25 protein-coding genes, 6 tRNA genes and 1 other RNA gene are annotated in these 26,207 nt (G+C 54.0%); 16 read left to right on the top strand and 16 right to left on the bottom strand.

The features are described 5' to 3' along the window. Nucleotides 1–37 precede the first annotated feature (37 nt). From H7K52_RS02710 to H7K52_RS02680, 7 genes are all read left to right on the top strand, one after another. Entirely contained in the window at nucleotides 38–1,054 is a 1,017-nt protein-coding gene (locus H7K52_RS02710) for a sulfate ABC transporter substrate-binding protein (RefSeq protein ID WP_039659584.1), read from the top strand. Beyond that, on the top strand, nucleotides 1,054–1,887 hold the full coding sequence (gene cysT, locus H7K52_RS02705; RefSeq protein ID WP_003848842.1) for a sulfate/thiosulfate ABC transporter permease CysT: 834 nt from the start codon (nucleotides 1,054–1,056) through the stop codon (nucleotides 1,885–1,887). The genes H7K52_RS02710 and cysT overlap by 1 nt, the downstream gene beginning before the upstream one ends. Beyond that, on the top strand, nucleotides 1,887–2,762 hold the full coding sequence (cysW, locus tag H7K52_RS02700) for a sulfate/thiosulfate ABC transporter permease CysW (protein WP_008926532.1): 876 nt from the start codon (nucleotides 1,887–1,889) through the stop codon (nucleotides 2,760–2,762). The genes cysT and cysW overlap by 1 nt, the downstream gene beginning before the upstream one ends. After that, nucleotides 2,752–3,840, top strand: coding sequence for a sulfate/thiosulfate ABC transporter ATP-binding protein CysA (gene cysA / locus H7K52_RS02695; RefSeq protein ID WP_003848847.1), 1,089 nt, complete (start codon nucleotides 2,752–2,754; stop codon nucleotides 3,838–3,840). The genes cysW and cysA overlap by 11 nt, the downstream gene beginning before the upstream one ends. Before the next feature lie 81 nt (nucleotides 3,841–3,921). Then, a complete protein-coding gene (gene cysM / locus H7K52_RS02690) occupies nucleotides 3,922–4,806 on the top strand; it encodes a cysteine synthase CysM (RefSeq protein WP_003848848.1) in 885 nt (294 codons plus the stop codon). 169 nt (nucleotides 4,807–4,975) lie between these two features. Beyond that, nucleotides 4,976–5,656 carry a response regulator transcription factor gene (locus H7K52_RS02685; protein WP_003848852.1) on the top strand — a complete coding sequence of 227 codons (681 nt, stop codon included), beginning with the start codon at nucleotides 4,976–4,978 and terminating at the stop codon, nucleotides 5,654–5,656. Next, the gene (locus H7K52_RS02680) at nucleotides 5,653–6,993 is read left to right on the top strand and encodes an ATP-binding protein (protein WP_003848854.1); all 1,341 of its coding nucleotides are present in this window, start codon (nucleotides 5,653–5,655) and stop codon (nucleotides 6,991–6,993) included. Before H7K52_RS02685 ends, H7K52_RS02680 begins: the two co-directional genes overlap by 4 nt. Before the next feature lie 61 nt (nucleotides 6,994–7,054). Here the strand turns inward: H7K52_RS02680 and crr are convergent, their stop codons facing one another. From crr to ptsH, 3 genes are all read right to left on the bottom strand, one after another. Continuing rightward, nucleotides 7,055–7,555 carry a PTS glucose transporter subunit IIA gene (gene crr, locus H7K52_RS02675; protein ID WP_008926530.1) on the bottom strand — a complete coding sequence of 167 codons (501 nt, stop codon included), beginning with the start codon at nucleotides 7,553–7,555 and terminating at the stop codon, nucleotides 7,055–7,057. 42 nt (nucleotides 7,556–7,597) lie between these two features. Beyond that, nucleotides 7,598–9,325 carry a phosphoenolpyruvate-protein phosphotransferase PtsI gene (gene ptsI / locus H7K52_RS02670; protein WP_003848857.1) on the bottom strand — a complete coding sequence of 576 codons (1,728 nt, stop codon included), beginning with the start codon at nucleotides 9,323–9,325 and terminating at the stop codon, nucleotides 7,598–7,600. Between the two features lie 161 nt (nucleotides 9,326–9,486). Next, a complete protein-coding gene (gene ptsH, locus H7K52_RS02665; RefSeq protein ID WP_003848868.1) occupies nucleotides 9,487–9,744 on the bottom strand; it encodes a phosphocarrier protein Hpr in 258 nt (85 codons plus the stop codon). Nucleotides 9,745–9,839: 95 nt separating this feature from the next. Between ptsH and H7K52_RS02660 the strand changes: the two genes are divergently transcribed. Then, nucleotides 9,840–10,154 (top strand): hypothetical protein, encoded by a 315-nt coding sequence (locus H7K52_RS02660; RefSeq protein WP_153574537.1) that lies wholly within the window; start codon nucleotides 9,840–9,842, stop codon nucleotides 10,152–10,154. Here H7K52_RS02660 and cysK read toward each other — a convergent pair. Both cysK and cysZ read right to left on the bottom strand, forming a co-directional pair. Then, the gene (gene cysK / locus H7K52_RS02655) at nucleotides 10,132–11,100 is read right to left on the bottom strand and encodes a cysteine synthase A (RefSeq protein ID WP_003848872.1); all 969 of its coding nucleotides are present in this window, start codon (nucleotides 11,098–11,100) and stop codon (nucleotides 10,132–10,134) included. The two genes, H7K52_RS02660 and cysK, sit on opposite strands and share 23 nt — an antisense overlap. Before the next feature lie 141 nt (nucleotides 11,101–11,241). After that, nucleotides 11,242–12,009, bottom strand: coding sequence for a sulfate transporter CysZ (gene cysZ / locus H7K52_RS02650; protein ID WP_182629654.1), 768 nt, complete (start codon nucleotides 12,007–12,009; stop codon nucleotides 11,242–11,244). 218 nt (nucleotides 12,010–12,227) lie between these two features. Here cysZ and zipA point away from each other — a divergent pair, with 218 nt between their 5' ends. From zipA to H7K52_RS02635, 3 genes are all read left to right on the top strand, one after another. Beyond that, a complete protein-coding gene (gene zipA / locus H7K52_RS02645; protein ID WP_008926527.1) occupies nucleotides 12,228–13,232 on the top strand; it encodes a cell division protein ZipA in 1,005 nt (334 codons plus the stop codon). A 75-nt stretch (nucleotides 13,233–13,307) separates the two neighbouring features. Continuing rightward, a complete protein-coding gene (gene ligA, locus H7K52_RS02640) occupies nucleotides 13,308–15,326 on the top strand; it encodes an NAD-dependent DNA ligase LigA (RefSeq protein ID WP_182629653.1) in 2,019 nt (672 codons plus the stop codon). 1 nt (nucleotide 15,327) lies between these two features. Then, the gene (locus tag H7K52_RS02635) at nucleotides 15,328–15,546 is read left to right on the top strand and encodes a DUF3820 family protein (protein WP_003848878.1); all 219 of its coding nucleotides are present in this window, start codon (nucleotides 15,328–15,330) and stop codon (nucleotides 15,544–15,546) included. A 27-nt stretch (nucleotides 15,547–15,573) separates the two neighbouring features. Here the strand turns inward: H7K52_RS02635 and H7K52_RS02630 are convergent, their stop codons facing one another. Further along, nucleotides 15,574–16,590 (bottom strand): bile acid:sodium symporter family protein, encoded by a 1,017-nt coding sequence (locus tag H7K52_RS02630; protein ID WP_003848880.1) that lies wholly within the window; start codon nucleotides 16,588–16,590, stop codon nucleotides 15,574–15,576. A 95-nt stretch (nucleotides 16,591–16,685) separates the two neighbouring features. On the opposite strand from H7K52_RS02630, the gene H7K52_RS02625 reads away from it, so the two are divergent. Further along, the gene (locus H7K52_RS02625; RefSeq protein WP_003848882.1) at nucleotides 16,686–17,606 is read left to right on the top strand and encodes a LysR family transcriptional regulator; all 921 of its coding nucleotides are present in this window, start codon (nucleotides 16,686–16,688) and stop codon (nucleotides 17,604–17,606) included. On the opposite strand, the gene H7K52_RS02620 is transcribed toward H7K52_RS02625, so the two are convergent. The 6 genes from H7K52_RS02620 to H7K52_RS02595 all read right to left on the bottom strand — a co-directional run bounded on the left by H7K52_RS02620 (nucleotide 17,603) and on the right by H7K52_RS02595 (nucleotide 19,044). Then, the gene (locus H7K52_RS02620) at nucleotides 17,603–17,941 is read right to left on the bottom strand and encodes a FlxA-like family protein (protein ID WP_033761500.1); all 339 of its coding nucleotides are present in this window, start codon (nucleotides 17,939–17,941) and stop codon (nucleotides 17,603–17,605) included. The genes H7K52_RS02625 and H7K52_RS02620 overlap by 4 nt on opposite strands. Nucleotides 17,942–18,483: 542 nt before the next feature. Then, nucleotides 18,484–18,616: non-coding RNA, RtT sRNA (locus tag H7K52_RS02615), on the bottom strand. Between the two features lie 43 nt (nucleotides 18,617–18,659). Beyond that, a tRNA-Lys gene (locus H7K52_RS02610) sits at nucleotides 18,660–18,735 on the bottom strand. Nucleotides 18,736–18,739: 4 nt separating this feature from the next. Beyond that, nucleotides 18,740–18,815: transfer RNA gene (locus tag H7K52_RS02605), tRNA-Val, on the bottom strand. Nucleotides 18,816–18,851: 36 nt separating this feature from the next. Beyond that, nucleotides 18,852–18,927 (bottom strand) — tRNA-Val (locus H7K52_RS02600). Between the two features lie 41 nt (nucleotides 18,928–18,968). Further along, a tRNA-Val gene (locus H7K52_RS02595) sits at nucleotides 18,969–19,044 on the bottom strand. A 270-nt stretch (nucleotides 19,045–19,314) separates the two neighbouring features. On the opposite strand from H7K52_RS02595, the gene gltX reads away from it, so the two are divergent. Continuing rightward, the gene (gene gltX, locus H7K52_RS02590; protein ID WP_039659597.1) at nucleotides 19,315–20,730 is read left to right on the top strand and encodes a glutamate--tRNA ligase; all 1,416 of its coding nucleotides are present in this window, start codon (nucleotides 19,315–19,317) and stop codon (nucleotides 20,728–20,730) included. 35 nt (nucleotides 20,731–20,765) lie between these two features. On the opposite strand, the gene H7K52_RS02585 is transcribed toward gltX, so the two are convergent. Then, on the bottom strand, nucleotides 20,766–21,119 hold the full coding sequence (locus tag H7K52_RS02585; protein ID WP_003848889.1) for a YfeC-like transcriptional regulator: 354 nt from the start codon (nucleotides 21,117–21,119) through the stop codon (nucleotides 20,766–20,768). A 111-nt stretch (nucleotides 21,120–21,230) separates the two neighbouring features. Next, nucleotides 21,231–22,019 carry a formate/nitrite transporter family protein gene (locus H7K52_RS02580; protein WP_003848892.1) on the bottom strand — a complete coding sequence of 263 codons (789 nt, stop codon included), beginning with the start codon at nucleotides 22,017–22,019 and terminating at the stop codon, nucleotides 21,231–21,233. 359 nt (nucleotides 22,020–22,378) lie between these two features. On the opposite strand from H7K52_RS02580, the gene H7K52_RS02575 reads away from it, so the two are divergent. Together H7K52_RS02575 and H7K52_RS02570 are read left to right on the top strand one after the other, a co-directional pair. Next, nucleotides 22,379–22,454: transfer RNA gene (locus H7K52_RS02575), tRNA-Ala, on the top strand. A 44-nt stretch (nucleotides 22,455–22,498) separates the two neighbouring features. Beyond that, nucleotides 22,499–22,574 (top strand) — tRNA-Ala (locus H7K52_RS02570). Nucleotides 22,575–22,888: 314 nt separating this feature from the next. On the opposite strand, the gene H7K52_RS02565 is transcribed toward H7K52_RS02570, so the two are convergent. Further along, nucleotides 22,889–24,079 carry a NupC/NupG family nucleoside CNT transporter gene (locus H7K52_RS02565; protein WP_003848895.1) on the bottom strand — a complete coding sequence of 397 codons (1,191 nt, stop codon included), beginning with the start codon at nucleotides 24,077–24,079 and terminating at the stop codon, nucleotides 22,889–22,891. 369 nt (nucleotides 24,080–24,448) lie between these two features. Here H7K52_RS02565 and H7K52_RS02560 point away from each other — a divergent pair, with 369 nt between their 5' ends. Further along, complete coding sequence (locus H7K52_RS02560) at nucleotides 24,449–25,690, top strand: Nramp family divalent metal transporter (RefSeq protein ID WP_039659600.1); 1,242 nt, start codon at nucleotides 24,449–24,451, stop codon at nucleotides 25,688–25,690. A gap of 46 nt (nucleotides 25,691–25,736) precedes the next feature. Here H7K52_RS02560 and H7K52_RS02555 read toward each other — a convergent pair whose 3' ends face one another. Further along, complete coding sequence (locus tag H7K52_RS02555) at nucleotides 25,737–26,156, bottom strand: DUF2502 domain-containing protein (protein WP_039659602.1); 420 nt, start codon at nucleotides 26,154–26,156, stop codon at nucleotides 25,737–25,739. Nucleotides 26,157–26,207: the final 51 nt, after the last annotated feature.

The raw sequence follows: 26,207 nt of genomic DNA, 5'->3' as shown, positions 1-26,207 counted from the left end.
CGGGTGAGATCCGCATCAAACTTTTTCAGGGTGCCAAATGACATTACAAGCGATGAAAAAAATCGTGAGCGGTATCGCGTTGTCGCTGAGCCTTGCTGGCGCAGCCAACGCCACTGAACTTCTTAATAGCTCTTACGATGTGTCGCGGGAGCTGTTTGTTGCCCTGAATGCTCCGTTTGTTAAACAGTGGGATGCCACACATCCAGGCGATCCGCTCACTATCAAGATGTCACATGCCGGTTCATCAAAACAGGCGCTGGCTATCCTGCAGGGACTGCGCGCGGATGTGGTGACCTACAATCAGGTGACGGATGTGCAGGTGCTGCACGATAAAGGCAACCTGATTGCCGCAGACTGGAAAAGCCGTCTGCCGAACAACAGCTCACCTTTCTACTCCACCATGGCGTTTCTGGTGCGCAAAGGAAATCCAAAGCAGATTCACGACTGGTCAGATCTGACCCGCAGCGATGTGAAGCTGATTTTCCCGAATCCGAAAACGTCCGGTAATGGCCGCTACACCTATCTGGCCGCCTGGGGCGCAGCGGACAAAGCCGATGGCGGCGATCAGGCCAAAACGCAGGCCTTTATGACGCAGTTCCTTAAAAACGTGGAAGTGTTTGATACCGGTGGTCGTGGCGCGACGACGACTTTTGCTGAGCGCGGTCTGGGCGACGTCCTGATTAGCTTTGAGTCGGAAGTGAATAACATCCGTAACCAGTACGGCAAAGATGAATATGAAGTCGTGGTGCCGAAAACCAATATTCTGGCGGAGTTTCCGGTGGCGTGGGTGGATAAGAACGTCGCCACCAACAAAACCGCAGATGCGGCCAGCGCATACCTGAACTATCTCTACACCCCAGAAGCGCAGAATATTATTACGCACTACTACTATCGCGTGAATAATCCACAGCTGATGGCAGCGCAGAAAGATCGCTTTCCGCAGACCAGCCTGTTCCGGGTGGAAGATGCCTTTGGCGGCTGGGACAAGGTAATGAAAACGCACTTTGTCAGCGGCGGTGAGCTCGATAAATTGTTAGCGGCGGGGCGCGGATAATGTTTGCAGCCAGCCATAAACGCGTATTGCCCGGCTTTGGTCTCAGCCTTGGCACCAGCCTGCTCTTTACCTGCCTGATTCTGCTGCTGCCGATCAGCGCGGTGATCATGCAGCTGTCGCAGATGACGCTGCAGCAGTACTGGGATGTGGTGACTAATCCGCAGCTGATTGCCGCCTATAAAGTGACGCTGCTCTCTGCCGGTGTTGCGTCACTATTTAATGCCGTGTTCGGCATGCTAATGGCGTGGATTCTGACCCGTTATCGCTTCCCGGGCCGTGCGTTGCTGGACGGTCTGATGGATCTGCCCTTTGCACTGCCTACCGCCGTAGCAGGTCTCACCCTGGCCGGACTCTTTTCGGTCAACGGCTGGTACGGACAGTGGTTCGCCCATTTCGACATCAAAATTTCCTACACATGGATTGGTATCGCCATTGCCATGGCCTTTACCAGCATTCCGTTTGTGGTACGAACCGTACAGCCGGTGCTTGAAGAGTTAGGCCCGGAATATGAAGAGGCCGCCGAAACCCTGGGTGCTACGCCGTGGCAGAGCTTCCGCCGCGTGGTGCTGCCAGAGGTGGCCCCTGCGCTGCTGGCCGGTACGGCACTCTCCTTTACGCGCAGCCTGGGTGAGTTTGGTGCGGTGATTTTCATTGCCGGTAACATCGCCTGGAAAACCGAAGTGACCTCCCTGATGATTTTTGTCCGGCTGCAGGAGTTCGACTATCCGGCGGCCAGCGCCATCGCCTCGGTGATCCTGACGGCTTCGCTGATTCTGTTATTCGCGATTAACACATTACAGAGCCGCTTTGGCCGTCGTCTGGGAGGTCACTAATGGCTGAGGTTTCACAACTTAATCACGCGGCGCGTCAGCCGGTGAACTGGGGTAAGTGGCTGCTGATTGGTACTGGCGTACTGATTTCTGTTCTGCTGCTGGTGGTGCCGATGGCCTCCATCTTCTGGGAGGCGCTGAATCAGGGCCTGATCGTGGCGCTCAGCAATCTGGCCGACCCGGACATGCTGCACGCTATCTGGCTGACTGTCATGGTGGCACTGATTACCGTTCCGGTTAACCTGGTATTCGGCACGCTGCTTGCCTGGCTGGTCACGCGCTTTACCTTTCCGGGGCGTCAGCTGCTGCTGACCCTGTTCGATATTCCTTTTGCCGTGTCGCCGGTTGTCGCCGGTCTGATGTACCTGCTGTTCTGGGGCGTGAATGGTCCGGCAGGCGGCTGGCTGGATGCGCATAACATCCAGATTATGTTTGCCTGGCCGGGTATGGTGCTGGCGACGGTGTTTGTGACCTGTCCGTTTGTGGTCCGCGAACTGGTTCCGGTGATGCTGAGTCAGGGCAGTCATGAAGATGAAGCGGCGGTGTTGTTAGGCGCATCTGGCTGGCAGATGTTCCGTCGTGTGACGCTGCCGAACATACGCTGGGCGCTGCTGTACGGCATCGTGCTGACCAACGCCCGTGCGATTGGTGAATTTGGTGCGGTCTCGGTGGTCTCGGGATCGATTCGCGGTGAGACCTATACGTTACCGCTTCAGGTTGAATTATTGCATCAGGACTACAACACCGTTGGCGCGTTCACCGCAGCCGCACTGTTAACCCTGATGGCAATTGTGACGCTGTTTCTGAAAAGCATTGTGCAGTGGCGTTTAGAGCAACAGCACAAACGCCTGCAACAGGAGGGAAATCATGAGCATTGAGATTAACAAGATCAACAAGTCCTTTGGTCGCACCTCGGTGCTGAACGATATCTCTCTGGATATTGCCTCGGGTGAAATGGTGGCGCTGCTTGGCCCATCAGGCTCGGGTAAAACCACGCTGCTGCGTATTATCGCCGGGCTGGAGCATCAGAACAGCGGTCAGATCCGTTTTCATGGCAACGATGTCAGCCGCCTGCATGCGCGCGACCGTCAGGTCGGTTTTGTGTTTCAGCACTATGCGCTGTTCCGTCATATGACAGTGTTCGACAACATCGCCTTTGGCCTGACTGTCCTGCCGCGTCGTGAACGTCCTTCAACGGCAGAAATCAAACAGCGTGTTACGCGTTTGCTGGAGATGGTGCAACTGGCCCATCTGGCGAATCGCTTCCCGGCACAGCTGTCGGGCGGCCAGAAACAGCGTGTGGCCCTGGCGCGTGCATTAGCGGTTGAACCACAGATTCTGCTGCTGGATGAACCCTTTGGCGCGCTGGATGCTCAGGTACGTAAAGAGCTGCGCCGCTGGCTGCGTCAGCTGCATGAAGAGATTAAATTCACCAGTGTGTTTGTGACCCATGATCAGGAAGAGGCGATGGAAGTCGCCGATCGCGTGGTGGTGATGAGCCAGGGCAACATCGAACAGGTCGGCACGCCAGATGATGTGTGGCGCGATCCGGCAACCCGCTTTGTGCTGGAGTTCCTGGGTGAAGTGAATCGCTTTGATGGCGAAATTCAGGGATCGCAGTTCCACGTGGGCGCGCATCACTGGCCGCTGGGCTATACCTCGGCACATCAGGGCGCCGTGGAGCTGTTCCTGCGTCCGTGGGAAATCGACGTGTCGCGCCGCAGCAGCCTGGAAACCCCGTTACCGGTGCAGGTGCTGGAAGTGAGCCCGCGTGGCCACTTCTGGCAGCTGGTGGTGCAGCCTGCTGGCTGGCAGAGCGAGCCGTTCTCGCTGGTGTTTGAAGGTGATCAGACGGCCCCGATTCGTGGCGAGCGTCTCTTCGTAGGCCTGCAGCAGGCGCGCCTCTATAAAGGTGACACACCGTTGCGCCCGGTTGCCTTTGCACAAAGCGCCTGATATTTTCTCATCAACAACGGGCGGGAGTGTGACTCCCGCCTTTTTTTCGCCTCTCGTTTGTAACAGGCCAGGAAGCAGACCGTGACGACTCTTGAAAATACCATCGGCAATACCCCGCTGATTAAGTTGCAGCGCCTGACGCCTGCCAACGGCAGTGAGGTCTGGCTCAAACTGGAAGGTAATAATCCGGCGGGCTCGGTAAAAGATCGCGCAGCCTGGTCGATGATCAATCAGGCAGAGCTGCGAGGTGACATTTCACCCGGCGATCAGCTGATTGAAGCCACCAGCGGCAATACCGGCATTGCACTGGCGATGATCGCAGCGATGAAAGGCTATCGTCTTCGCCTGCTGATGCCAGACAACATGAGTCAGGAGCGGCAGGATGCGATGCGTGCCTACGGCGCGGAGTTGATTCTGGTGCCGCGAGAGCAGGGCATGGAAGGCGCACGCGATCTGGCGCAGGCAATGGCCGCGCGTGGTGAAGGGCGGGTGCTGGATCAGTTCAATAATCCTGATAACCCGCTGGGCCATTATCAGACGACCGGGCCAGAGTTGTGGCAGCAGTCGAATCAGCGCATGACCCATTTTGTCTCCAGCATGGGCACGACCGGCACCATCACCGGCGTAGGGCGTTACCTGAAAGAGAACAACACGGGCGTGAAGGTGATCGGTTTACAGCCGAGTGAAGGCAGCAGCATTCCGGGCATTCGCCGCTGGCCACTGGCCTATCTGCCGGGCATCTACCGTCCCGATCTGGTGGATGATGTGATGGATATGGCGCAGAAAGAAGCGGAAGAAACGATGCGGGCGCTGGCACGCCGTGAAGGTATTTTTTGTGGCGTCAGTTCAGGCGGCGCGGTTGCGGGGGCGCTGCGCATTGCGCAGGCTAATCCGGGCAGCGTGGTGGTGGCGATCGCCTGCGATCGCGGCGATCGCTATCTCTCTACCGGACTCTATCATCAGTAATCTTTGCTGATGCGGGAACCCAGCCTGTGCGCAGCGTTTGCTGCCCACAGGCTTTTTTTTAACAGTATTTCACGCGCCAGATAGACTGAATCTGTAAGGATCGCGTAAATCAGGCTGCACGAACGCCCGGTACAGGACAAAATAGCGCCAATTCTGTCGAGAGATAAACATGAAAATTTTGCTTGTTGATGATGACGTTGAATTAGGCACGATGCTAAGCCAGTACCTGATCGCCGAGGGGTTCGATGCGCAGCTGGTTCTGACCGGCAGCGCCGGCATTCAGGGCGCGCTATCAGGTGAGTTCACCGCCATGATTCTGGACATTATGCTCCCCGACATGAGCGGTATTGATGTACTGCGGCAGGTACGCCAGAACAGCCGGATTCCGGTGATTATGCTGACCGCCAAAGGCGATAACATTGATCGGGTGATCGGTCTGGAGATGGGTGCAGATGACTATATGCCAAAGCCCTGCTATCCCCGGGAACTGGTGGCCCGCCTGCGCGCCGTATTGCGTCGTTTCGAAGAGCAGGTTCCGCAACCTGATGCCAGAGAGCCGCTGCGCTGGGGCGAGCTGACGCTGAATCCGGCTACCCGCATGAGTGAATGGCAGGGGCGAGCCTTCGATCTGACGGCATCGGAATTTAACCTGCTGGATTTACTGCTGCGCGCCCCGGATCGGGTGGTGTCGAAAGATGAGCTCTCTGAGAAGGGGCTGGGTCGTCCGCGTGAAGCCTATGACCGCAGTGTCGATGTGCATATCAGCAATATCCGTCAGAAGCTCAGTGCATTAACTGCTGACAGCATCAACATTGAAACCGTTCGCAGCATCGGTTACCGCATTCGATGAAACAGAGTTACCGTGGACGCATGTTCTGGAAGATTTTTATCGGCTTCTGGATTGTTTTTGTCATCATGAGTCAGCTTATCTGGCTGGGTTTTACGCTCTCCGGTAAACGTCACGAACCGCCTGAAATTGTGGCTATCCGGCGCATTGTCGATCTGCAGATGACTTCTGCTGCATCGGTGCTGGCGCGCAGCGGGCCCGACGCGCTGAATGCGATGCTGTCGGACTGGGATAACAGCGATCGACAGTTTTTCCATGTGACGCAGCAGGCAAAATCGCCACAATCACAAAACAGCGGCAATCTGGATTATGTGGGGCGTCTTCCTGAAGAGGTGGTGCGCTGGGTTCAGGGTGCTGATGGCAAAGAGTATCAGCTGCGTTACGACCTGGATGGCATGCGCAAAGACAGCATGCATAATCTGATGCCACGCAAATTTCTGAATATTCCTGAGCCGATTTTCATCTTTGCCGGTTCGGTGGGATTGCTGTTCAGCCTGTTGCTGGCCTGGAATCTGACGCGGCCTATGCGTCAGCTGTGTGAGGGATTTTCCCGCGTCGCCGAGGGTGATTTACGTGTGCGGCTATTCCCGATCATGCGAAAGCGCCACGACGAGATCTCAAACGTTGCAGAAGCCTTTGATGCCATGGTCGAGCGGCTGGACACCCTGGTGCGCGCCCGTGAAGAGCTACTGCACGATATCTCGCATGAGCTTCGTTCACCGCTGGCACGACTTCAGCTGGCTACCGGACTGGCCAGACAGACGCCAGAGAGCGTAAACAGTTCGCTTGATCGCATTGATGAAGAGGCGCGTCGGCTGGACAAGATGATTGGCGAACTGCTGACGCTGTCGCGGGCCGAGCATGAAAGCATTCCGGATGAGCAATATTTTGACCTGACTGGTTTACTGGAGGCAGTCCTTACTGATGTCCGTTATGAAGCGCAGATTCCCGGTGTGCAGGTTGAGCTGCATGTCGATGCCGAGGCTGATTACACCGTGCGAGGCAATGCCGAGCTGATACGGCGCGGCGTAGAGAACGTGTTACGTAACGCGCTGCGTTTCTCTCTGCCAGGACAGCGGATTGAGGTGCATTTGCGCGCAGAAGCGCAGTGGCTGGCGATTCAGGTGTGCGATCAGGGGCCAGGTGTCGACGAGGATAAACTCTCCAGCATCTTTGACCCGTTTGTGCGGGTAAATTCGCCGCTGATGGGTAAAGGGTATGGTCTGGGTCTGGCTATCGTGCGCAAGGTCGTACTGGCGCATCATGGTGAGGTTGATGCCCGGAACCGGCCAGAAGGTGGACTTGAACTGACGCTGCGTCTGCCACACTGGCAGCCCTGAAAAGGTGTATTGCAGAAACGATAACGGCACCCGCAGGTGCCGTTATGATATCAACGCATACTTACTTTCTGATGCGAATCACCGGCGTTTCGCCGACGGTGACCTGGCCAGACAGCTTAATCAATTCCTTGATTTCATCCATGTTGGAGATAACAACCGGTGTCAGGGTTGATTTCGCTTTCTCTTCCAGCAACGGCAGATCGAACTCGATAACCACATCGCCTTTTTTGACCTTCTGGCCTTCTTCAGCGATGCGTTTGAAGCCTTCACCTTTCAGTTCTACCGTATCGATACCAAAGTGGACAAACAGCTCAATGCCGTTGTCTGATTCGATCGAAAAAGCGTGATTGGTTTCAAAAATCTTACCGATAGTGCCATCAACAGGCGCAACCATTTTGTTGCCGCTGGGTTTGATAGCAATACCGTCGCCCACGATTTTCTCTGCAAACACCACATCTGGTACGTCTTCAATATTCACGATTTCGCCTGACAGAGGCGCTACGATGTCAATTGTCCCAGCGCTATCCGTTTTTTCGCCAAAAAGTTTAGAAAACAAACCCATGATCTTCTCCTAAGCAGTAATTTGGGGCCAGCATCATGCAGATTAGCAGAGCGTTTTTTCCTTAATAAACTTGTTTACCAGGTTCATCAGGTCTTCCGCTGTCGGTTGAGCCAGTGCCTGCTCTGCCAATGCCTTCGCATCTTCAAAATTAGTATTACGAATGATTTTCTTGATGCCAGGGATAGAAATGGCACTCATGCTGAACTCGTCCAGCCCCATTCCCAGTAACAGTAGTGTAGCACGTTCATCACCTGCCAGCTCACCACACATGCCGGTCCATTTACCTTCAGCGTGAGATGCATCAATGACTTGCTTGATTAAGTTAAGCACAGACGGCGTCATTGGGTTGTACAGGTGCGAGATCAAATCATTACCACGATCGACCGCCAGAGTATACTGCGTCAGATCGTTTGTCCCAATACTGAAGAAGTCGACTTCTTTCGCCAGATGATGCGCAATCACGGCTGAAGCCGGGGTTTCCACCATGATGCCGACTTCGATGCTTTCATCAAAGGCTTTACCTTCTTCGCGCAACTGCGCTTTCAGCAGTTCCAGTTCCGCTTTCAGACTGCGAACTTCTTCAACCGAAATGATCATCGGGAACATGATGCGCAGTTTACCGAAGGAGGAGGCGCGCAGGATAGCACGCAGCTGCGCATGCAGAATCTCTTTGCGATCCATAGCGATGCGGATAGCACGCCAGCCGAGGAACGGGTTCTCCTCTTTCGGCAGGTTCATGTAAGGCAGATCTTTGTCACCGCCGATGTCCATGGTACGAACGATAACGGCTTGTGAACCCATCGCTTCAGCAACGGCTTTGTACGCCTGGAACTGCTCTTCTTCGCTTGGCAGAGAGTCACGGTCCATGAACAGGAATTCGGTACGATAAAGACCAACGCCTTCAGCGCCATTGCGCTCAGCACCGGCGATATCGCGCACGGTACCGATGTTGGCGCAGACTTCAACCTGGTGACCATCCAGCGTGACGGCTGGCAGATCTTTCAGCTTGGCTAATTCGTGTTTTTCCGACAGATACTGATTCTGTACGGCTTTCAGCTCTTCCTGAATCGCTTCAGAAGGATTGACGTGAATCGCATTGTTAACGCCATCCAGGATCAGGAAATCGCCGTTTTTAACCGTGACGGTCACATTGCCGGTGCCGACAATGGCTGGGATCTCCAGCGAGCGCGCCATGATTGAAGTGTGTGAGGTACGGCCACCCAGATCGGTGATAAAGCCCAGCACCTTTTTCAGGTTCAGCTGTGCGGTTTCTGACGGCGTTAAATCTTTTGCCACCAGAATGGATTCGTCCGGAATAGCGCTCAGGTCAACAATGTGCAGACCGAGGATGTTTTGCAGCAGACGTTTACCGATGTCACGTACGTCAGCCGCACGCTCTTTCAGGTATTCGTCATCTAACTCTTCCAGAGCTTTCGCCTGGCCATCAATAACAGAGTAGGCAGCAGCATCGGCAGAAGCGTGATCTTTTTTAATCAGATCGATGATTTCCTGCTCCAGCTCTTCATCTTCCAGCAACATGATGTGGCCTTCGAAGATGGCTGCTTTCTCTTCACCGAGGGTTTCACCCGCTTTGACGCGAATCGCTTCCAGTTGTAATGCCGCTTTGCTACGGCCATCAAGGAAGCGTTGTACTTCCTGCTCAACCTGATCATCAGAAATTTTCTTGCGGTTGATGACGATCTCGTCTTCTTTCAGCAGCAGTGCTTTGCCGAAAGCGATACCTGGTGATGCTAAAATGCCTGAAATCATAACGCTACCTTTTAATCACGATGGCTGATGGGACTCTATGCGGTGCCATTGTCGCGGGACACGTACTCTACGAAAGCAATAACGCGGACAGGTTGTCCGCGATCAAGATGTTTGCACTCAATGGCGCAGAGGAGTCGATTGGCTGGAGAGCTGAGCGGAGATTACTCCAGTTCAGCCATCAGTTTGACCAGATGCTCAACTGCTTTCTGCTCATCTTCGCCTTCTGCAGAAAGCGTCACAACCGTTCCCTGGGTTAAACCCAATGTCTGCAGCTTGAACAGGCTTTTCGCGCTTGCTGATTTACCGTTAGAGGTCACGGTAATTTCTGACTGGAAAGCTTTGGCTTCTTTTACGAATTGCGCAGCTGGGCGAGTATGCAGACCGTTTGGTGCAGTAATGGTAACTTCTTGCTGGAACATTCTATTTCCCCAACGTTATCAGGATGAGTGTTATGGATCTAAAGTCTAGCCTGGAGCCTTCACTTTAGCCTGTGTAGGTGCGCGGGTATAGCATCATGCTGACCAAAGACGCGCAGGCGTCAAATCTACATTCCGTTGCTTCTCAAAACCGATTCTACACGTCACCGGTTAATTATGCCGTGATTCGCCGTTTCACTGAATCCGTAAATCGATTCAGCTTGATCCACTTCAAAGGCGGATTAATTTCAGGCATCGAAATAATTGGCAGTCTGAATACCAGATCGGCGTCACTGAAATCAATCTGCCGGGTTATGAAAGTGAGATCTGCACCACAAAAAAGCACCCAGGCGGGTGCTTTTTTCTCCATTTTCAGACTATCTGCCGCTGCTACTGCAGCTCTTTTTCTGTGAAGAGATCGGCAAACAAAGCCGTACTCAGATAGCGTTCGCCGGAGGAGGGGAGAATGACCACAATATTTTTATTCGCGAAGGTTTCGTCTTCCTGCAGCTTCAGCGCGGCGGCGACGGCAGCACCGGATGAGATACCGGCCAGAATGCCTTCCTCTTCCATAAGCTTACGCGCTGTGCTGATCGCTTCATCATTGGTGATCGCCACTACGCGGTCCACCAGATTCAGCTCAAGGTTGCCCGGAATAAAGCCTGCGCCGATACCCTGAATTTTGTGTGGACCAGGCTTGATCTCTTCACCCGCCAGCGCCTGAGCAATTACCGGTGAATCCGTTGGCTCAACGGCGACGGTTATCAGGTCTTTCTTGCCTTTGGTGTTTTTGATATAGCGGCTCACCCCGGTCAGCGTACCGCCGGTGCCGACACCTGCGATAAAGACATCCACTTCGCCATCCGTGTCTTCCCAGATTTCCGGGCCGGTGGTCTTCTCATGGATTTCCGGGTTAGCCGGGTTGCTGAACTGCTGCAGCAGGACATATCGGTCCGGATCGCTGGCGACAATCTCTTCCGCTTTGCTGATGGCGCCTTTCATGCCTTTAGCACCTTCGGTCAGCACCAGCTTAGCACCCAGCGCTTTCAGCAATTTACGACGTTCCACTGACATGGTTTCTGGCATCGTCAGGGTTAATTTGTAGCCGCGCGCTGCGGCAACATAGGCCAGCGCAATACCGGTGTTACCGCTGGTCGGTTCAACCAGTTCAACACCGGGCTTCAGAATACCGCGTTTTTCTGCGTCCCAAATCATATTGGCACCGATACGGCATTTTACGCTGAAGCTCGGGTTACGGGATTCAACTTTCGCAAGGATGCGGCCGTTACCGATGCGGTTCAGTCGAACCAATGGCGTATGACCAATTGTCAAAGAGTTGTCTTCATAGATCTTACTCATAGCCTGTCCTTAACTGTATGAATTATTGGGAACGCTATGAGCATACCTGTTCTGCCTGGGGGCGGAAGGAAAGAAATCGTATATCTATATTTCGCCCGGCAATAAGCCCTGCTAAAAAGAGCATAAGGCGTGCGGGTGTGACTAGCGCACCTCACTGCGGGCCAGTTGCGGCCGGTAACGGTCAACCCACATGGCAGTGGCACCACAAACGGCAACCGGCATAATCACCAGATTAAGAATCGGAATCATGGTGAACAGGCTGGTTAGCGCGCCAAACTGCATGTTGGCCGTTTTGTGCCGGCGCAGGACGTTTCGCATTTGCTGAAAAGGCACTTTGTGGTTGTCGAACGGGTAGTCGCAATACTGAATGGATAACATCCAGGCACTGAACAGGAACCACAGCACGGGCGCCACCGTCTGACCAAATCCTGGAATAAAGTAGAGCAGCAACAGTCCCAGCGCGCGGGGCAGGTAATAGCCCAGTTTTTGCATCTCGCGCTTCATAATGCGCGGCACATCTTTAATCATTCCCGCCCAGCCACTGTCGGGCAGGGGCTTACCGGTCAGGCGGCCTTCGAGCTGTTCGGCCAGCAGGCCGCAGAATGGAGCAGCAATCAGGTTTGCCAGCGTTGAGAAGAAATAGCTGAAAACCAGTACAATCGCAATCACCGACAGTGGCCACAACAGATAACTCAGCCACTGCAGCCAGTCGGGAATATGGGTCATCAGGCGTGGAATCCAGTCGCCGAGGCGATAGAACAGCCAGACGAATGCGCCGCCCAGCATAATGATGTTGATCAGCAGTGGCATCACCACAAAGCGGCGAATGCCAGGCAGACGGACCAGTTTCCAGCCCTGGCTAAAGTAGTGCATGCCATTAAAATTTGAGACGGAATTCTCAAGGGCCATAAAGCCAATTCTCCTGAAGGTGTTAAGGCGCGCTCACTATAACCTGGCTTTTTCTCCAGGCCAGGTGCCGTTTGGGTAAAAAAACAGCGAAAAAGCGTGGGTTGCCTATCTTATTTGTCAGAAAATACTGCACAGACTTGCACTTGTGTAGCAGGGCAAATACAGTTAGAGGATAAAGTTTGCCGCGGTGGCAAGGTATTGGAACAACAGAGAATACAATGATGCAGGATTTGCGTCTGATATTAATCGTTGTTGGCGCGATCGCCATTATAGCGCTCCTTCTTCACGGGCTGTGGACCAGCCGTAAAGAGCGTTCGTCAGTGTTCCGTGATCGCCCGCACAAACGTCTAAAACAACGTGATGACCATGATGAGCAGGACCTGATTGACGACGAAGATGACGGCGTCGGCGAGGTTCGTGTTCGTTCTGAGCGCAACGTCCATCAGGAACCGCGTTTCGATGAGATCCGCGAACCACAGCCAGAAGCGCCGCGTAAGCAAGCGCCCGCTGAGCCTGTGCGTCAGCCTGCGCCACGACCCGCACCGCAACCCGAACCTGACAGCGATCCGCTGTTCACTACGGCACCGAAGCCTGCTCCACAGCCGCGCCCTGAACCGGTGCGTCAGCAGCCAGCGCAGACTTTCGTCGCGCCGCCTGTTCAGGCCGACCCGTTGCTGGATCTGGATCCGCTGGAGTCTGTGCAGCCTGCGCCGCAGTACCAGGCTGAACCTGAGCCACAACCGCAGCCTGAGGTGTCAGCGCCTCCTGCGCCTGAACAACCCGCGGCTAAAGCGCCAGCAGAAAAACCGAAAGAAGCCGTACTGGTGCTGCATGTTGCTGCCCATTCGGGCGGCGAACTGAACGGTGAAGCGTTGCTGCAGGGTATTCTGCAGGCGGGCTTCCAGTTTGGTGAAATGAATATTTTCCATCGTCATCTTAGTCCGGCAGGCAGTGGTCCGGTGCTGTTCAGTCTGGCTAACATGGTCAAGCCAGGTTCGTTCAATCCTGACATGATGACCGATTTCAGCACGCCTGGTATCTCCATCTTTATGATGGTGCCCTCTTATGGCGATGCGAATCAGAACTTCAAGCTGATGCTGCAGTCTGCACAGCGTATCGCTGATGATGTTGGTGGCGTGGTGCTGGACGATGAGCGTCGCATGATGACGCCACAGAAGCTGGAAACTTACAAAGCGCGTATCCGCGATGTGGTTGGCGTCTGACACCTGCGCTAAACGCTATCTGAATTGTTAAAACAAACCCCCGCCTGTCGGGGGTTTTTTATCTGATGGGGCTTTATGAAATCCGTCCAGGATCACATCACCGAACTGCGCACCACGCTGCGCCATCACGAATATCTCTACCACGTCATGGATGCGCCGGAAGTGCCGGATGCTGAATACGATCGCCTGATGCGTGAACTGCGTCAGCTGGAAGAGGAACATCCCGATCTCATTACACCGGATTCGCCCACCCAGCGTGTGGGTGCTGCGCCGCTGACGGTATTTGAGCAGGTTCGCCATGAAGTGCCGATGCTGTCGCTGGACAACGCGTTTGATGAAGCCACATTTATGGCTTTCAACAAGCGGGTACAGGATCGGCTGAAAAACAGTGAGGACATTACTTACTGCTGTGAACTCAAGCTCGATGGCGCTGCGGTCAGCCTGATGTATGAAAATGGCCTGCTGGTTCAGGCCGCGACGCGCGGTGACGGCACGACCGGTGAGAACATTACCGCCAACGTCCGGACCATTCGCGCTATCCCGCTGCGGCTGAAGGGCGACAACATCCCGGCCCGGCTGGAAGTGCGCGGCGAGGTGTTTATGACGCAGCGCGGCTTCGAGAAGCTTAATGAAGAAGCGCGACGCACAGACGGCAAAGTTTTTGCTAACCCGCGTAATGCAGCAGCAGGTTCCCTGCGTCAGCTTGATCCACGCATTACCGCCAAACGTCCGCTGACGTTTTTCTGCTACGGTTTTGGCCTGCTGGAAGGCGGTGAGATGCCACACAGCCACATGGAGCGCCTGCAACAGTTTAAAGCCTGGGGCCTGCCGGTCAGCGACCGCATTAAGCGGGTGCATAATGCGGAGGAAGCCCTGGCGTTCTATCGGGAAATTGAGCAACAACGTCCGAACCTGGGTTTTGATATCGATGGTGTCGTAATCAAAGTCGATTCACAGGCGCTGCAGGAGCAGCTGGGCTTTGTGGCGCGAGCGCCGCGCTGGGCGATTGCTTTTAAGTTCCCGGCACAGGAACAGCTGACCTGGGTGCGCGACGTCGAATTTCAGGTTGGCCGCACAGGCGCTATCACGCCAGTAGCTCGCCTGGAGCCGGTGCAGGTCGCAGGCGTTATCGTCAGCAATGCCACACTGCATAATGCAGACGAAATCGAACGGCTGGGTTTACGTATCGGTGATCGAGTTGTGATTCGCCGCGCCGGCGATGTGATTCCGCAGGTCGTCAACGTGGTTATCGCGGAGCGACCTGAAGAGACGCGGGAGGTGGTATTTCCTGCCCATTGTCCGGTCTGCGGTTCTGAGGTTGAACGGGTTGAAGGCGAATCAGTCACGCGCTGCACCGGCGGCTTGATCTGCGGCGCACAGCGCAAAGAGGCACTGAAGCATTTTGTCTCACGTCGGGCGCTGGATGTGGATGGCATGGGCGATAAGATTATCGACCAGCTGGTGGAGAAAGAGTACGTCAGTACGCCAGCCGATCTGTTCCGTCTCACGGCGGGCAAGCTGACCGGACTGGATCGCATGGGGCCGAAATCAGCGCAAAACGTTGTAGATGCGCTGGAGAAAGCGAAGTCGACCACGCTGGCACGCTTCCTCTATGCGCTGGGCATTCGTGAAGTGGGTGAAGCTACCGCCGCTAATCTGGCTAACCATTTTGGTGAGCTGCAGAAGGTGATGGATGCCGATCTTGAGGCGCTCATTGCGGTACCGGATGTGGGCAAAGTTGTTGCCACACACGTTCGCAACTTCATGGAAGAGGAGAGCAACCGTGAGGTTATCCGTCAGCTGACCGACGAGATAGGCATTCACTGGCCGCAGGTGGTGGTGGTGAAAGCCGAAGAGATCGACAGTCCGTTCGCGGGGAAAACGGTGGTGCTGACAGGCTCGCTGTCGCAGATGAACCGTGATGATGCCAAAGCGCGGCTCGTCGCACTGGGCGCAAAAGTCAGCGGCAGCGTATCGAAGAAAACCGATCTGCTGATTGCCGGCGAAGCTGCCGGTTCCAAGCTGGCGAAAGCCCAGGAACTGGGCATAGAGGTAATTGATGAAGCGGAAATGATTCGACTGCTGGGGGCCTGAGATGGATGAACATCAGCTGGTGGCGATAGCCAATACGCCGATGCCGTTTGGGAAATATAAAGGGCGGATGCTGATCGATCTGCCTGAGCCTTATCTGCTGTGGTTTGCACGCAGTGGCGACTTCCCGTCGGGGCTGTTAGGGGATTTGATGCAATTGACTCTGACAATAAAAATTGAAGGTCTGGAGGGATTAGTTAAACCGCTCCAGACCCGCAAGTAACTGTGCCCGCGCAGGCGGGCACCTGTTCTACTTCTGTGACTCCATCACCGAATCTTTAACCTTCAGCGTCTGCTGTTGCTGTTTCTCATTGGTCTTCTTGTAACGGCCGGCAATAAACGAGCAGACCATCAGCTGAACCTGATGGAAAATCATCAGCGGCAGCACGATAATCCCCACGGTGCTGGCCGGGAACAGAATATTCGCCATGGGCACCCCGTTCGCCAGACTCTTCTTCGAGCCACAAAACAGCACCACAATCTCGTCGGCACGTTTAAAGCGGAACAGGCGCGAGGCCAGCAGGTTGATAATCAGCACGGCGGTCAGCAGGATGATTGAACCTGCCACAATCCACAGCAGCGTAGTCAAGCCAACGCGATGCCAGATGCCATTCACCACGGCTTCACTGAAGGCGGAATAAACGACCAGCAAAATCGAGGTCTGGTCAGTTTTGCCAATCAGGCTGCGATGTTTCTCAACCCAGCCACCGATCCAGCGACGAGAGAGGTGGCCCAGAATGAATGGCACCATGAGTTGCAGCATAATTTTACCGATCTGCTCCAGACCGTCGCTGGGCGCGCTGCTGTGAATATCCATCACCAGGTTCACCAGCAACGGCGAAATAAATACACCCAGCAGGCTTGATGCCGAGGCGCTGCACACCGCTGCTGCAACGTTACCACCTGCCATAGAGGTAAACGCGATAGCGGACTGAACGGTGGCTGGCAGGATACAGAGGTAGATAAAGCCGGTATAAATTTCCGGACCGACATCAACCGGATGCCACCAGACCAGCAGCAGACCCAGCGCGGGAAACAACACAAAGGTGCTGAACATAATCCACAGATGCAGCTGCCAGTGGCTGCTGCCTGCGATGATTTTTTCACGCGAAAGTTTGGCACCGTGCATAAAGAATAACAGTGCTATCGCTGCCGTCGCGAGGTAGCTGAAGACATCGACGTAGATCCCTTTCGCTGGCAGGAACGACGCCAGCAGCACGGTGATGATGAGTTTGACCATCATCGGATCGAGTTTTAAAAAGCCCATTGTTAAAATCCGGTAAATTTTTCAATAGCGCGATTGTGCGTGAAATGGTTTTAGAAATAAAATTGATTTATTGAATTAATCTATGAGCATAATCGATGAATTATACCCTGCGTCAGCTTCGGACTTTTATTGCAGTGGCACACTACGGTGGTTTCAGTCAGGCGGGGCAGGCGATAGGTCTGAGTCAGTCGGCAGTCAGCCACAGTATTAAAGAGCTGGAAGCGGAAACCGGCGTCCGGCTGCTGGATCGCACCACGCGTGAGGTGATGCTGACCGAGGCAGGCAAGCAGCTGGCGTCACGGATGGAGCGCCTGCTGGAGGAGATTCATACGACGCTGCTGGATATCCGCAGTTTTGGTGAGCAGCGCAGCGGCACCGTCAGAGTGGCAGCCAGCCAGACTATTTCTGCGCATCTGATGCCGCAATGTCTGGCTGCAAGTCAGCAGCACTTTCCCGATATCAAAGTGATACTGCACGATCGCGCTCAGCAGTGGGTGCTGCAAAGTGTGCGTAACGCCGAGGTCGACTTCGGGATTGTGATTGGGCCGCTCAGCGACAGTGATTTTGATAGCATCGCGATTCTGGATGAGCCTTTCCTGCTGTTGTGCCGCGATGATGATCCGCTGGCGCAGGTGGAAAGGGCTGAATGGTCGATGCTGGATGGTCGCACCATGGTGCTGCAGGATTACGCGTCCGGCAGTCGGGTACTGATTGATGCGGCGATGCAGCAGCAGAACATCAGGGCGCAAGTGGTGCAGGAGATAGGCCATCCCGCTACGCTGTTTCCGATGGTAGAAGTGGGGATCGGCATCAGTATTCTGCCCGCACTGGCCTTACCGTTACCGGCCGATCGTGACCTTAGGGTGCGTCGTCTTTATCCGGAAATTAATCGCAGCCTGACGCTGATCAAACGTAAAAACCGCTCGCTGACGCCTGCTGCCGAAGCGATCTGGCAGGAAGTGCGCCAGCAGGCAGCGCTGCTGGCGCAACAACGCGAAGCCAGCCCCGCGTTTTAGATATAGACGTCCACTTTATTGGCGTCGGTAGGGCGGTTAATGCCGTCTGCTTTGTTCTCACTGACAGGCGTGCTGTCACTTTTTGGCTGATCCTGCTCCGCCTGCTTCTGCTCCAGCTGCGCAATCTGTGCCTGCAGCATGGTGAGCTGCGACTGATACATCTGCTGCATTTCAGCTTTCTGTTCGTCAGTCAGCTCTTTGTTGTCGGCCAGCTCTTTGACCTGGGTTAAGACATTCTGAATCTGTTTATTCAGGGCTGCGACCTGAGAAGCAACACTGCCGCCGCTGTCACCGCTACTGACCGCACTGCTTAAAATTCCGGAAATTGAAGACATCATTTTCTCCCTGTAAGTCGTCACATACGTTATCGGCACGCAGTGAAACGACTTTAGCGCGGAGATTGTTAAGGTTTGGAAAAGAAGGGAGCTTATCTACAAGCCAATGTCTAAACAGCAGAAACGAAAAAAGCGCCTTACAGGCCTTCAGATTGTCGACAAAGTCTGGACTGATGGCAGTGAGAGCGAGCCAGCGCAGGAAACAGGGTCAGATCGGAAAGACGCTAAAACCGCCATCCATGGCTCGCTCGGCCCGCGCGATTACTTACCTCATCCCTGAGGTGCGCCCGTTGCCGGGCCAACGCTCTGCGTTGTTCAAAAACGCTCCCGGCGTTTTTGTCCATGGCGCGGGACGCTTTCCTCCTCTGACCCTGTTCCCTGCTAGTTGAGCTATTCATCGCTGCAAGATGCGCCCTGATTTGAGTTTGTCCGTAATCTGAATCGCCAGCGATTCAGTCGAACCTGCAGCAGGTTCTCATCCCGCACGGTCACGTCCATGCCCCGGAAACGAAAAAAGCGCCTAAAGGCGCTTTATTCTGAATTGGTGGGTCGTGCAGGATAGCCTCGGCCCATCGTGGGCCTCGCCCTCCGGGTGATGCTAACGCATCAGCCTGAATCGCCAGCGATTCAGTCGAACCTGCAGCAGGTTCTCATCCCGCACGGTCACGTCCGTGCCCCGGAAACGAAAAAAGCGCCCAAAAGGCGCTTTATTCTGAATTGGTGGGTCGTGCAGGATTCGAACCTGCGACCAATTGATTAAAAGTCAACTGCTCTACCAACTCAGCTAACGACCCTAAGTGGTGGGTGATGACGGGTTCGAACCGCCGACCCCCTCCTTGTAAGGGAGATGCTCTACCAACTGAGCTAATCACCCACTTCGTACTTCAGTACTGCTTTAACAGGTCAGATATGGTGGGTGATGACGGGTTCGAACCGCCGACCCCCTCCTTGTAAGGGAGATGCTCTACCAACTGAGCTAATCACCCATATCTTCATACCTGTTCACTGCGGGCCACGCTGTTAAGAGTGGTGGGTGATGACGGGTTCGAACCGCCGACCCCCTCCTTGTAAGGGAGATGCTCTACCAACTGAGCTAATCACCCCCGCTGTGTGGAGTCGCATTATAGGGATAGTTGATTTTGAGTCAACGCTTTTTAAAACATAAATGTGCGTTCGGTTTATTTTTAAACATCCTGTTGCGCTTTTAGCCAATGTGCTGGTTTTACTGGCAGAAAAGTCCCTTTTCCCGGGACGCAACCGGCGGGCATGCATTGAGGATTCACCGTCAGATGCTAGAATATGCCCACTGTTTTTCGCGTCTAACCTGTTTTTGTCATCCAGACAAAGAACCCGCGCATCTAAGGCAATACTCAATGAAAATCAAAACACGCTTCGCGCCAAGCCCAACCGGCTATCTGCATGTCGGTGGCGCACGTACCGCACTTTACTCCTGGCTCTTTGCCCGTCACAACCAGGGCGAGTTCGTGCTGCGCATTGAAGATACCGATCTGGAGCGATCCACGCCGGAAGCTATCGAAGCCATCATGGATGGTATGAACTGGCTGAGCCTCGACTGGAATGAAGGCCCTTACTACCAGACTAAACGTTTTGATCGCTATAACGCGGTCATTGATGACATGCTGGAAGCCGGAACCGCTTATAAATGCTACTGCTCTAAAGAACGCCTGGAAGCGCTGCGCGAAGAACAGATGGCGAACAACGAAAAGCCGCGTTATGACGGCCGCTGCCGTGACAGCCATGAACATCATGCTGATGATGAGCCATGCGTGGTGCGTTTCCGCAATCCACAGGAAGGTTCGGTCATCTTTGACGATCAGATTCGTGGACCGATCGAGTTCAGTAACCAGGAACTGGATGATCTGATCATCCGCCGCACCGATGGTTCGCCAACCTATAACTTCTGCGTTGTTGTTGATGACTGGGATATGGGTATCACCCATGTTATTCGTGGTGAAGACCACATCAACAACACACCACGTCAGATCAACATCCTCAAAGCGATTGGCGCGCAGGTTCCGGTCTACGCTCACGTCTCCATGATTCTGGGCGATGATGGCAAAAAACTCTCCAAGCGTCATGGCGCAGTAGGGGTGATGCAGTATCGTGATGACGGCTACCTGCCGGAAGCGCTGCTCAACTACCTGGTTCGTCTGGGCTGGTCACATGGCGATCAGGAAATTTTCAGCGTGGCTGAAATGGCTGAGCTGTTTACGCTGGATGCCGTCAGTAAGTCTGCCAGTGCGTTCAACACTGAGAAACTGCAGTGGCTGAACCACCACTATATCAATACGCTGCCGCCAGAATATGTGGCGACACATCTTCAGTGGCATATTGAAGAGCAGAAAATTGATACCCGCACCGGACCGGAACTGGCGAAGCTGGTGGGTCTGCTGGGCGAGCGTTGCAAAACGCTGAAGGAAATGGCTGCATCCTGCCGCTACTTCTACGAAGACTTTGCAGAGTTCGATGCCGATGCGGCGAAGAAACATCTTCGTCCGGTCGCGCGTCAGCCGCTGGAAGTGGTGCGTGACAAGCTGGCCGCCATCACTGAATGGACTGCTGAAAACGTGCATCAGGCGATTCAGAGCACCGCAGATGAGCTGGAAGTGGGTATGGGTAAAGTCGGCATGCCGCTGCGTGTGGCCGTGACCGGTGCCGGTCAGTCACCGGGTCTGGATGTCACCGTGGAGGCGATTGGCCGCAGCCGCAGCGTGGCCCGTATTGAGCAGGCCCTGGCCTTTATCAGTGAGCGCGAAGCGCAGGCGTAATTAACACAGCCGGAGGCGCTACGCTTCCGGTTTTCTTACTCTTCACCAATTCCCAGTCGCTCCAGCACGCCTTTAATCCCTTCACGTAAGATTAATGCAGTGAGTTGATCCTGTTCATCCTGGCTCATTTGCTGGATGGAACTTAACAATAACGCAGGTAATGAATTCGTTACTGCGCCATAGGTGGCTGTGGGTTCATTAAGGTTGCGGGTGGATTGAATAAAACTTTTTACGCGTTCATCAATATGAATAAGACGTGCCTTGCCGCCCTGAACTCCGGGCTTTGGCGTGGTTGTCCAGTTCTCCCGCTTGATCCACTTATTAACCGTTTGCCGACTGTAACCCGTTTCTGCAGCCAGCTCTTCGGGGGTAAGCCATTCCTTTTTCACGACACTGTCCCTGTTAAATACATTAGCGGTACATATTACAGCAAAAAGTAACGGTGAAAAGTAACGTAGGCTGAAATTGCCTTTTGTCTGATGACAAAAGGCAAAACAGAATTACTGAGGATTACTGGCAGGTTCGGCAGCAGGACGGAATGCCAGGAAATAGGCCAGACCAACGAAGACGGCTCCTCCTACGGCATTGCCCAGGAAGACGGCGACAAAGTTAGGGAAGTACTCTGCCCAGCTCATCTGACCGGCAAAAATAGCGGCCGGAATAATAAACATGTTAGCGACAACGTGCTGGAAGCCAATGGCAACAAACGCCATCACCGGGAACCACATGCCGAAGATTTTGCCAACCATATCTTTACTCGCAAATGCCAGCCACACAGCCAGACACACCAGCCAGTTACAGCCAATGCCTGAAATAAAGGAATGCAGGAAATCGGCATGAACTTTGGCAGAGGCGATAGCCACGGTCTTTTTCAGGTAGTCACCTTCGGTCATGCCCAGCATATGGCCAAAGAACCATGCAACAGCCACGCTGCCGATAAAGTTCGCCAGGGTCACCCAGAACCAGTTACGCGCTACGCTCATAAAGCTGATGCGGCGGGCGAACCAGGCCACGGGTAACGTCATCATATTGCCGGTCAGCAGCTCGCCACCCGCCAGCACGGTCATAATGATACCCACAGGGAAGACTGCGGCACCTAACAGGCCACCGAAAGAGCCCCATTCAGCGGGCAGGGAGTTAATGACGTGAAGATCTAACAGGAAGCCGGTCGCAATAAATGCACCCGCCATAAAGCCAAGAATCAGAAGGATGCTGACAGGCGCACGACTTTTAGCCACGCCAGACTGGATCGCCAGTTGTGCGATTTCTTTAGGTGTATGCAGCGACATAGTATCTCAATAGTTTTTTTATGATTAATGGGACGATAACGCCTGGTGGACGCGCGGCGCGCGGGAGAGGGTCCCGGTGGCCACTAAATTAGCGGGCTAAGTTTTGCATGCGAAAAAGACGAAGACAAGAAAATTCCTATAACATATTTAACCGTGAATTAACCTGATGGCAGCGGGTATAACAGTTAAAAAACGGTACTGCATGACCAGACATGATTTTTATCTGCAGCATGCTGCTGAAACTTCGCAGGTTGCCGCCTTTTTCAGCGATCAAACAGAGAATGTCATTTTGCCGTTGACACCCTGGAGGCGGTTTCATATTATGCCGTCCGTCGCTTAACGCGACAGTTTTTCGGTTCGGGGCTATAGCTCAGCTGGGAGAGCGCCTGCATGGCATGCAGGAGGTCAGCGGTTCGATCCCGCTTAGCTCCACCAAACTTTTTCCCAAAAGTTTGGCACTGAAAAACGATTCCAGATGTGGGGGTATAGCTCAGCTGGGAGAGCGCTTGCATGGCATGCAAGAGGTCAGCGGTTCGATCCCGCTTATCTCCACCATTTTCTGACAACGTCGATGTCATTGTTGTCAAAATCCTTTCTGATTTATCTTTCATTCGCCTTTCTGCGAATCTAACGCTATTGCTTTGCAAATCAGCTGCTGCGCACGCTTAACGCGTACATACCCGGCAAGCGCCGCCGCGTTCTGCCCGGATAACGCTGTGCTGCGCCTCGTGCGCGCTTTACATGCAGAATCTGAGTGTATTGTATAAGGGCGGACGTCGCCTGAAGAGGTATTCAGCGGGAAGAAAAGCAGGGATGGCGAAAAACGAAAAGGGCGAGACAGGCTCGCCCTCAAATGTTCAGCACTGCACTCAGAACGCCAGAACCAGACCGGCGATAGCGGCGGAGAGCACGCTGACCAGCGTAGAGCCGTACAGCAGCTTCAGGCCAAAGCGGGAAACCACGTTGCCCTGTTCTTCATTAAGACCTTTAATTGCACCGGCCACGATGCCGATGGAAGAGAAGTTGGCGAACGACACCAGGAACACGGAAAGAATACCTTCTGAAGTGGGTGACAACTGACCTGCAATTTTCTGCAGATCCATCATGGCGACAAATTCATTCGATACCAGCTTGGTCGCCATAATACTGCCGACCTGCAACGCCTCACCCGACGGCACACCCATCACCCAGGCAAACGGATAGAAGACATAGCCAAGCACGCCCTGGAAACTGATGCCGAAGATCAGATCAAACAGGGCGTTCAGACCTGAAATCAGCGCGATAAAACCAATCAGCATCGCGGCAACGATAATCGCGACCTTAAAACCGGCCAGGATATATTCGCCCAGCATCTCGAAGAAGCTCTGACCTTTATGCAGATCCTGCAACTGCAGATCGTCTTCGTTCTCAACGCGGTAAGGGTTGATCAATGACAGCACGATAAAGGTGCTGAACATGTTGAGCACGAGTGCGGCGACCACATACTTTGGCTGCAGCATGGTCATGTAGGCACCGACAATAGACATCGAAACGGTCGACATCGCCGTCGCGGCCATGGTGTACATGCGGCGCTGTGACATCTTGCCCAGGATATCTTTATAGGCAATGAAGTTTTCTGACTGTCCCAGTATCAGAGAACTCACGGCGTTGAAAGATTCCAGTTTTCCCATGCCATTGACTTTCGACAGCACAGTACCGATACCGCGAATAACCCACGGCAGGATACGGAAATGCTGCAGAATACCGATCAACGCAGAGATAAAGACGATTGGACACAATACGTTGAGGAAGAAGAACGCCAGGCCTTTGTCATTCATGTTACCGAAGACAAAGTTTGTGCCCTGGGCCGCATACTTCAGCAGATGATCAAAGAAGCCGGCGAAGCCTTTGACGAAACCCAGTCCCGCTTCTGAGTTCAGGAAGAACCAGGCGAGCACAATTTCAATCACCAGTAGCTGTATAATGTAGCGAATGCGAATGCTTTTACGATCGTGACTCACCAGCAAGGAGAGTATCCCGACCACCACCAGTGCTAAAAGAAATTGCAAAATATGGGACATAGTTGCTCCAAATTTGAGGAGGGTTGTATTTTGTTGCGTATTCTATGTAACGCGTTACTTAAAAACGAGATCTGAACCACATTATAAGTATTCGCTATCGCTATATTTTCCAGAAAAGTTCCAGAGATCACGCCCTGTTTAAAAATCGTTCAACCCAGATAACCACATAATTATTGTCTGAATTTTACACAGAGCGTAAAGTGACACCGTTGCTCACATTTTTAGCACTCACTTCCTTTACTGTAATGTATAGCAATGGCTATACTTTATAGCAGCATCTATTACACCGATAACAATAAACGAATTTCACTTGCACATGCTAACCCCTAAGCTGCCGGGGCAGGCAAATGTTCAGACAGGGTACCGGATATGCTTGAGAGTCGTACCGCCGAGCGCGCTGCTCGCGGAGTCAGAAAAGTCAAACTCGCACTGCTGGGGCCCGCCTTTATTGCCGCTATTGGCTATATCGATCCGGGCAACTTTGCGACCAACATTCAGGCAGGCGCTGCTTACGGCTACAAATTGCTGTGGGTGGTGGTGTGGGCCAATATCATGGCCATGCTGATTCAGCTCATGTCTGCCAAGCTGGGTATCGCCACCGGCAAAAATCTTGCCGAACACATCCGCGATCGCTTTCCCCGGCCTGCCGTCTGGTTTTACTGGGTGCAGGCGGAAATTATCGCGATGGCCACCGATCTGGCGGAGTTTATCGGTGCCGCACTGGGGTTCAAACTGCTGCTCGGCATTTCATTGATGCAGGGCGCGGTGCTGACGGGCATCGCCACCTTCCTGATACTGATGTTACAGAGTCGCGGACAGAAGCCGCTGGAGCTGGTGATTGGTGGACTGCTGTTATTTGTGGCGGCGGCCTATATTGTCGAACTTTTCTTCTCCCAGCCCAATATTAAAGAGCTGGTGGTCGGCATGGCGCTGCCCGCGTTACCGACGTCGGATGCCGTATTCCTGGCCGCCGGCGTGCTTGGGGCGACCATCATGCCGCACGTAATTTATCTGCACTCTGCGCTGACGCAGGGCAAAAGTGAGGACAGTAAAAGTCAGCGTTACTCCTCAACTAAACTGGATGTGGCGATTGCCATGACCATTGCCGGATTTGTAAACCTGGCGATGATGGCAACTGCGGCAGCGGCGTTTCATTTTAGTGGTCACAGCAAAATTGCAGAGCTCGATCAGGCCTATCTGACGCTGCAACCGCTGTTAGGTCAGGCTGCCGCAACGGTATTTGGTCTGAGCCTGGTGGCCGCGGGACTCTCCTCAACAGTGGTCGGTACGCTGGCGGGGCAGGTGGTAATGCAGGGCTTTATCCGTTTCCACATTCCACTTTGGGTGCGTCGAACTGTCACCATGTTGCCCTCGTTTATTGTCATCTGGGCAGGCTGGGACCCAACAAAGGTGCTGGTGATGAGTCAGGTGCTGCTGAGTTTCGGTATCGCGCTGGCGCTGATTCCGCTGCTCTCCTTTACCGGCAACCGCGAGCTGATGGGCGATGATATGGTGAACTCGCGTCTGATGCAGAACACCGGGCGACTGATCGTGCTGCTGGTGATTGCGCTGAATCTTTACCTGCTGGTGGGTGAAGCGCTGGGACTGTAAGGGTTTCTGGAAACAAAAAACGCCCGGCTATGCCGGGCGTTTTTTGTTAGTGACGATCGTGGCCATGCGGACCGGGTCCACCGGGTCCGTGGGGCCCAAAACCATGCGGGCCAGGACCTGGACCACGGCGGTCATGATGATCCCAGTCGCGATCGCGGCGATACTGATGATCCCAGCGGCGCTCGCGGTCGCGCTCCTGCCAGCGGCGTTCACGCTCCCACTGCTGCTGACGACGCCACTCTTCGTGTCGCCACCAGCGGCGTTCATTGTAGGTATAGCGGTCATTCCACCAGCGGGGTTCACGCCAGCGACCGCCATCCCAGTAATTACCACGATTATCGCGATCGCCCAGATTCAGGGTGACGCCAGGGGCCAGAGAAATAGAGGCACTGGACGCCTCGGCTGTGTGACAGGCCAGCGGCGAAAACAGCGCCAGCAGGGCAGCAAAAATTAGAGCTCTTTTCATTATATTCTCCTCATCAACAGGCTGATGCTGTTGCGGCGCAGTGATTATGCC

This window comes from Pantoea hericii, from assembly GCF_014155795.1.
In the GTDB taxonomy this organism is placed as follows: domain Bacteria; phylum Pseudomonadota; class Gammaproteobacteria; order Enterobacterales; family Enterobacteriaceae; genus Pantoea; species Pantoea eucalypti.
The sequence above is the reverse complement of the archived record's forward strand: the minus strand, read 5'-3'. Positions and strand labels throughout refer to the sequence as shown.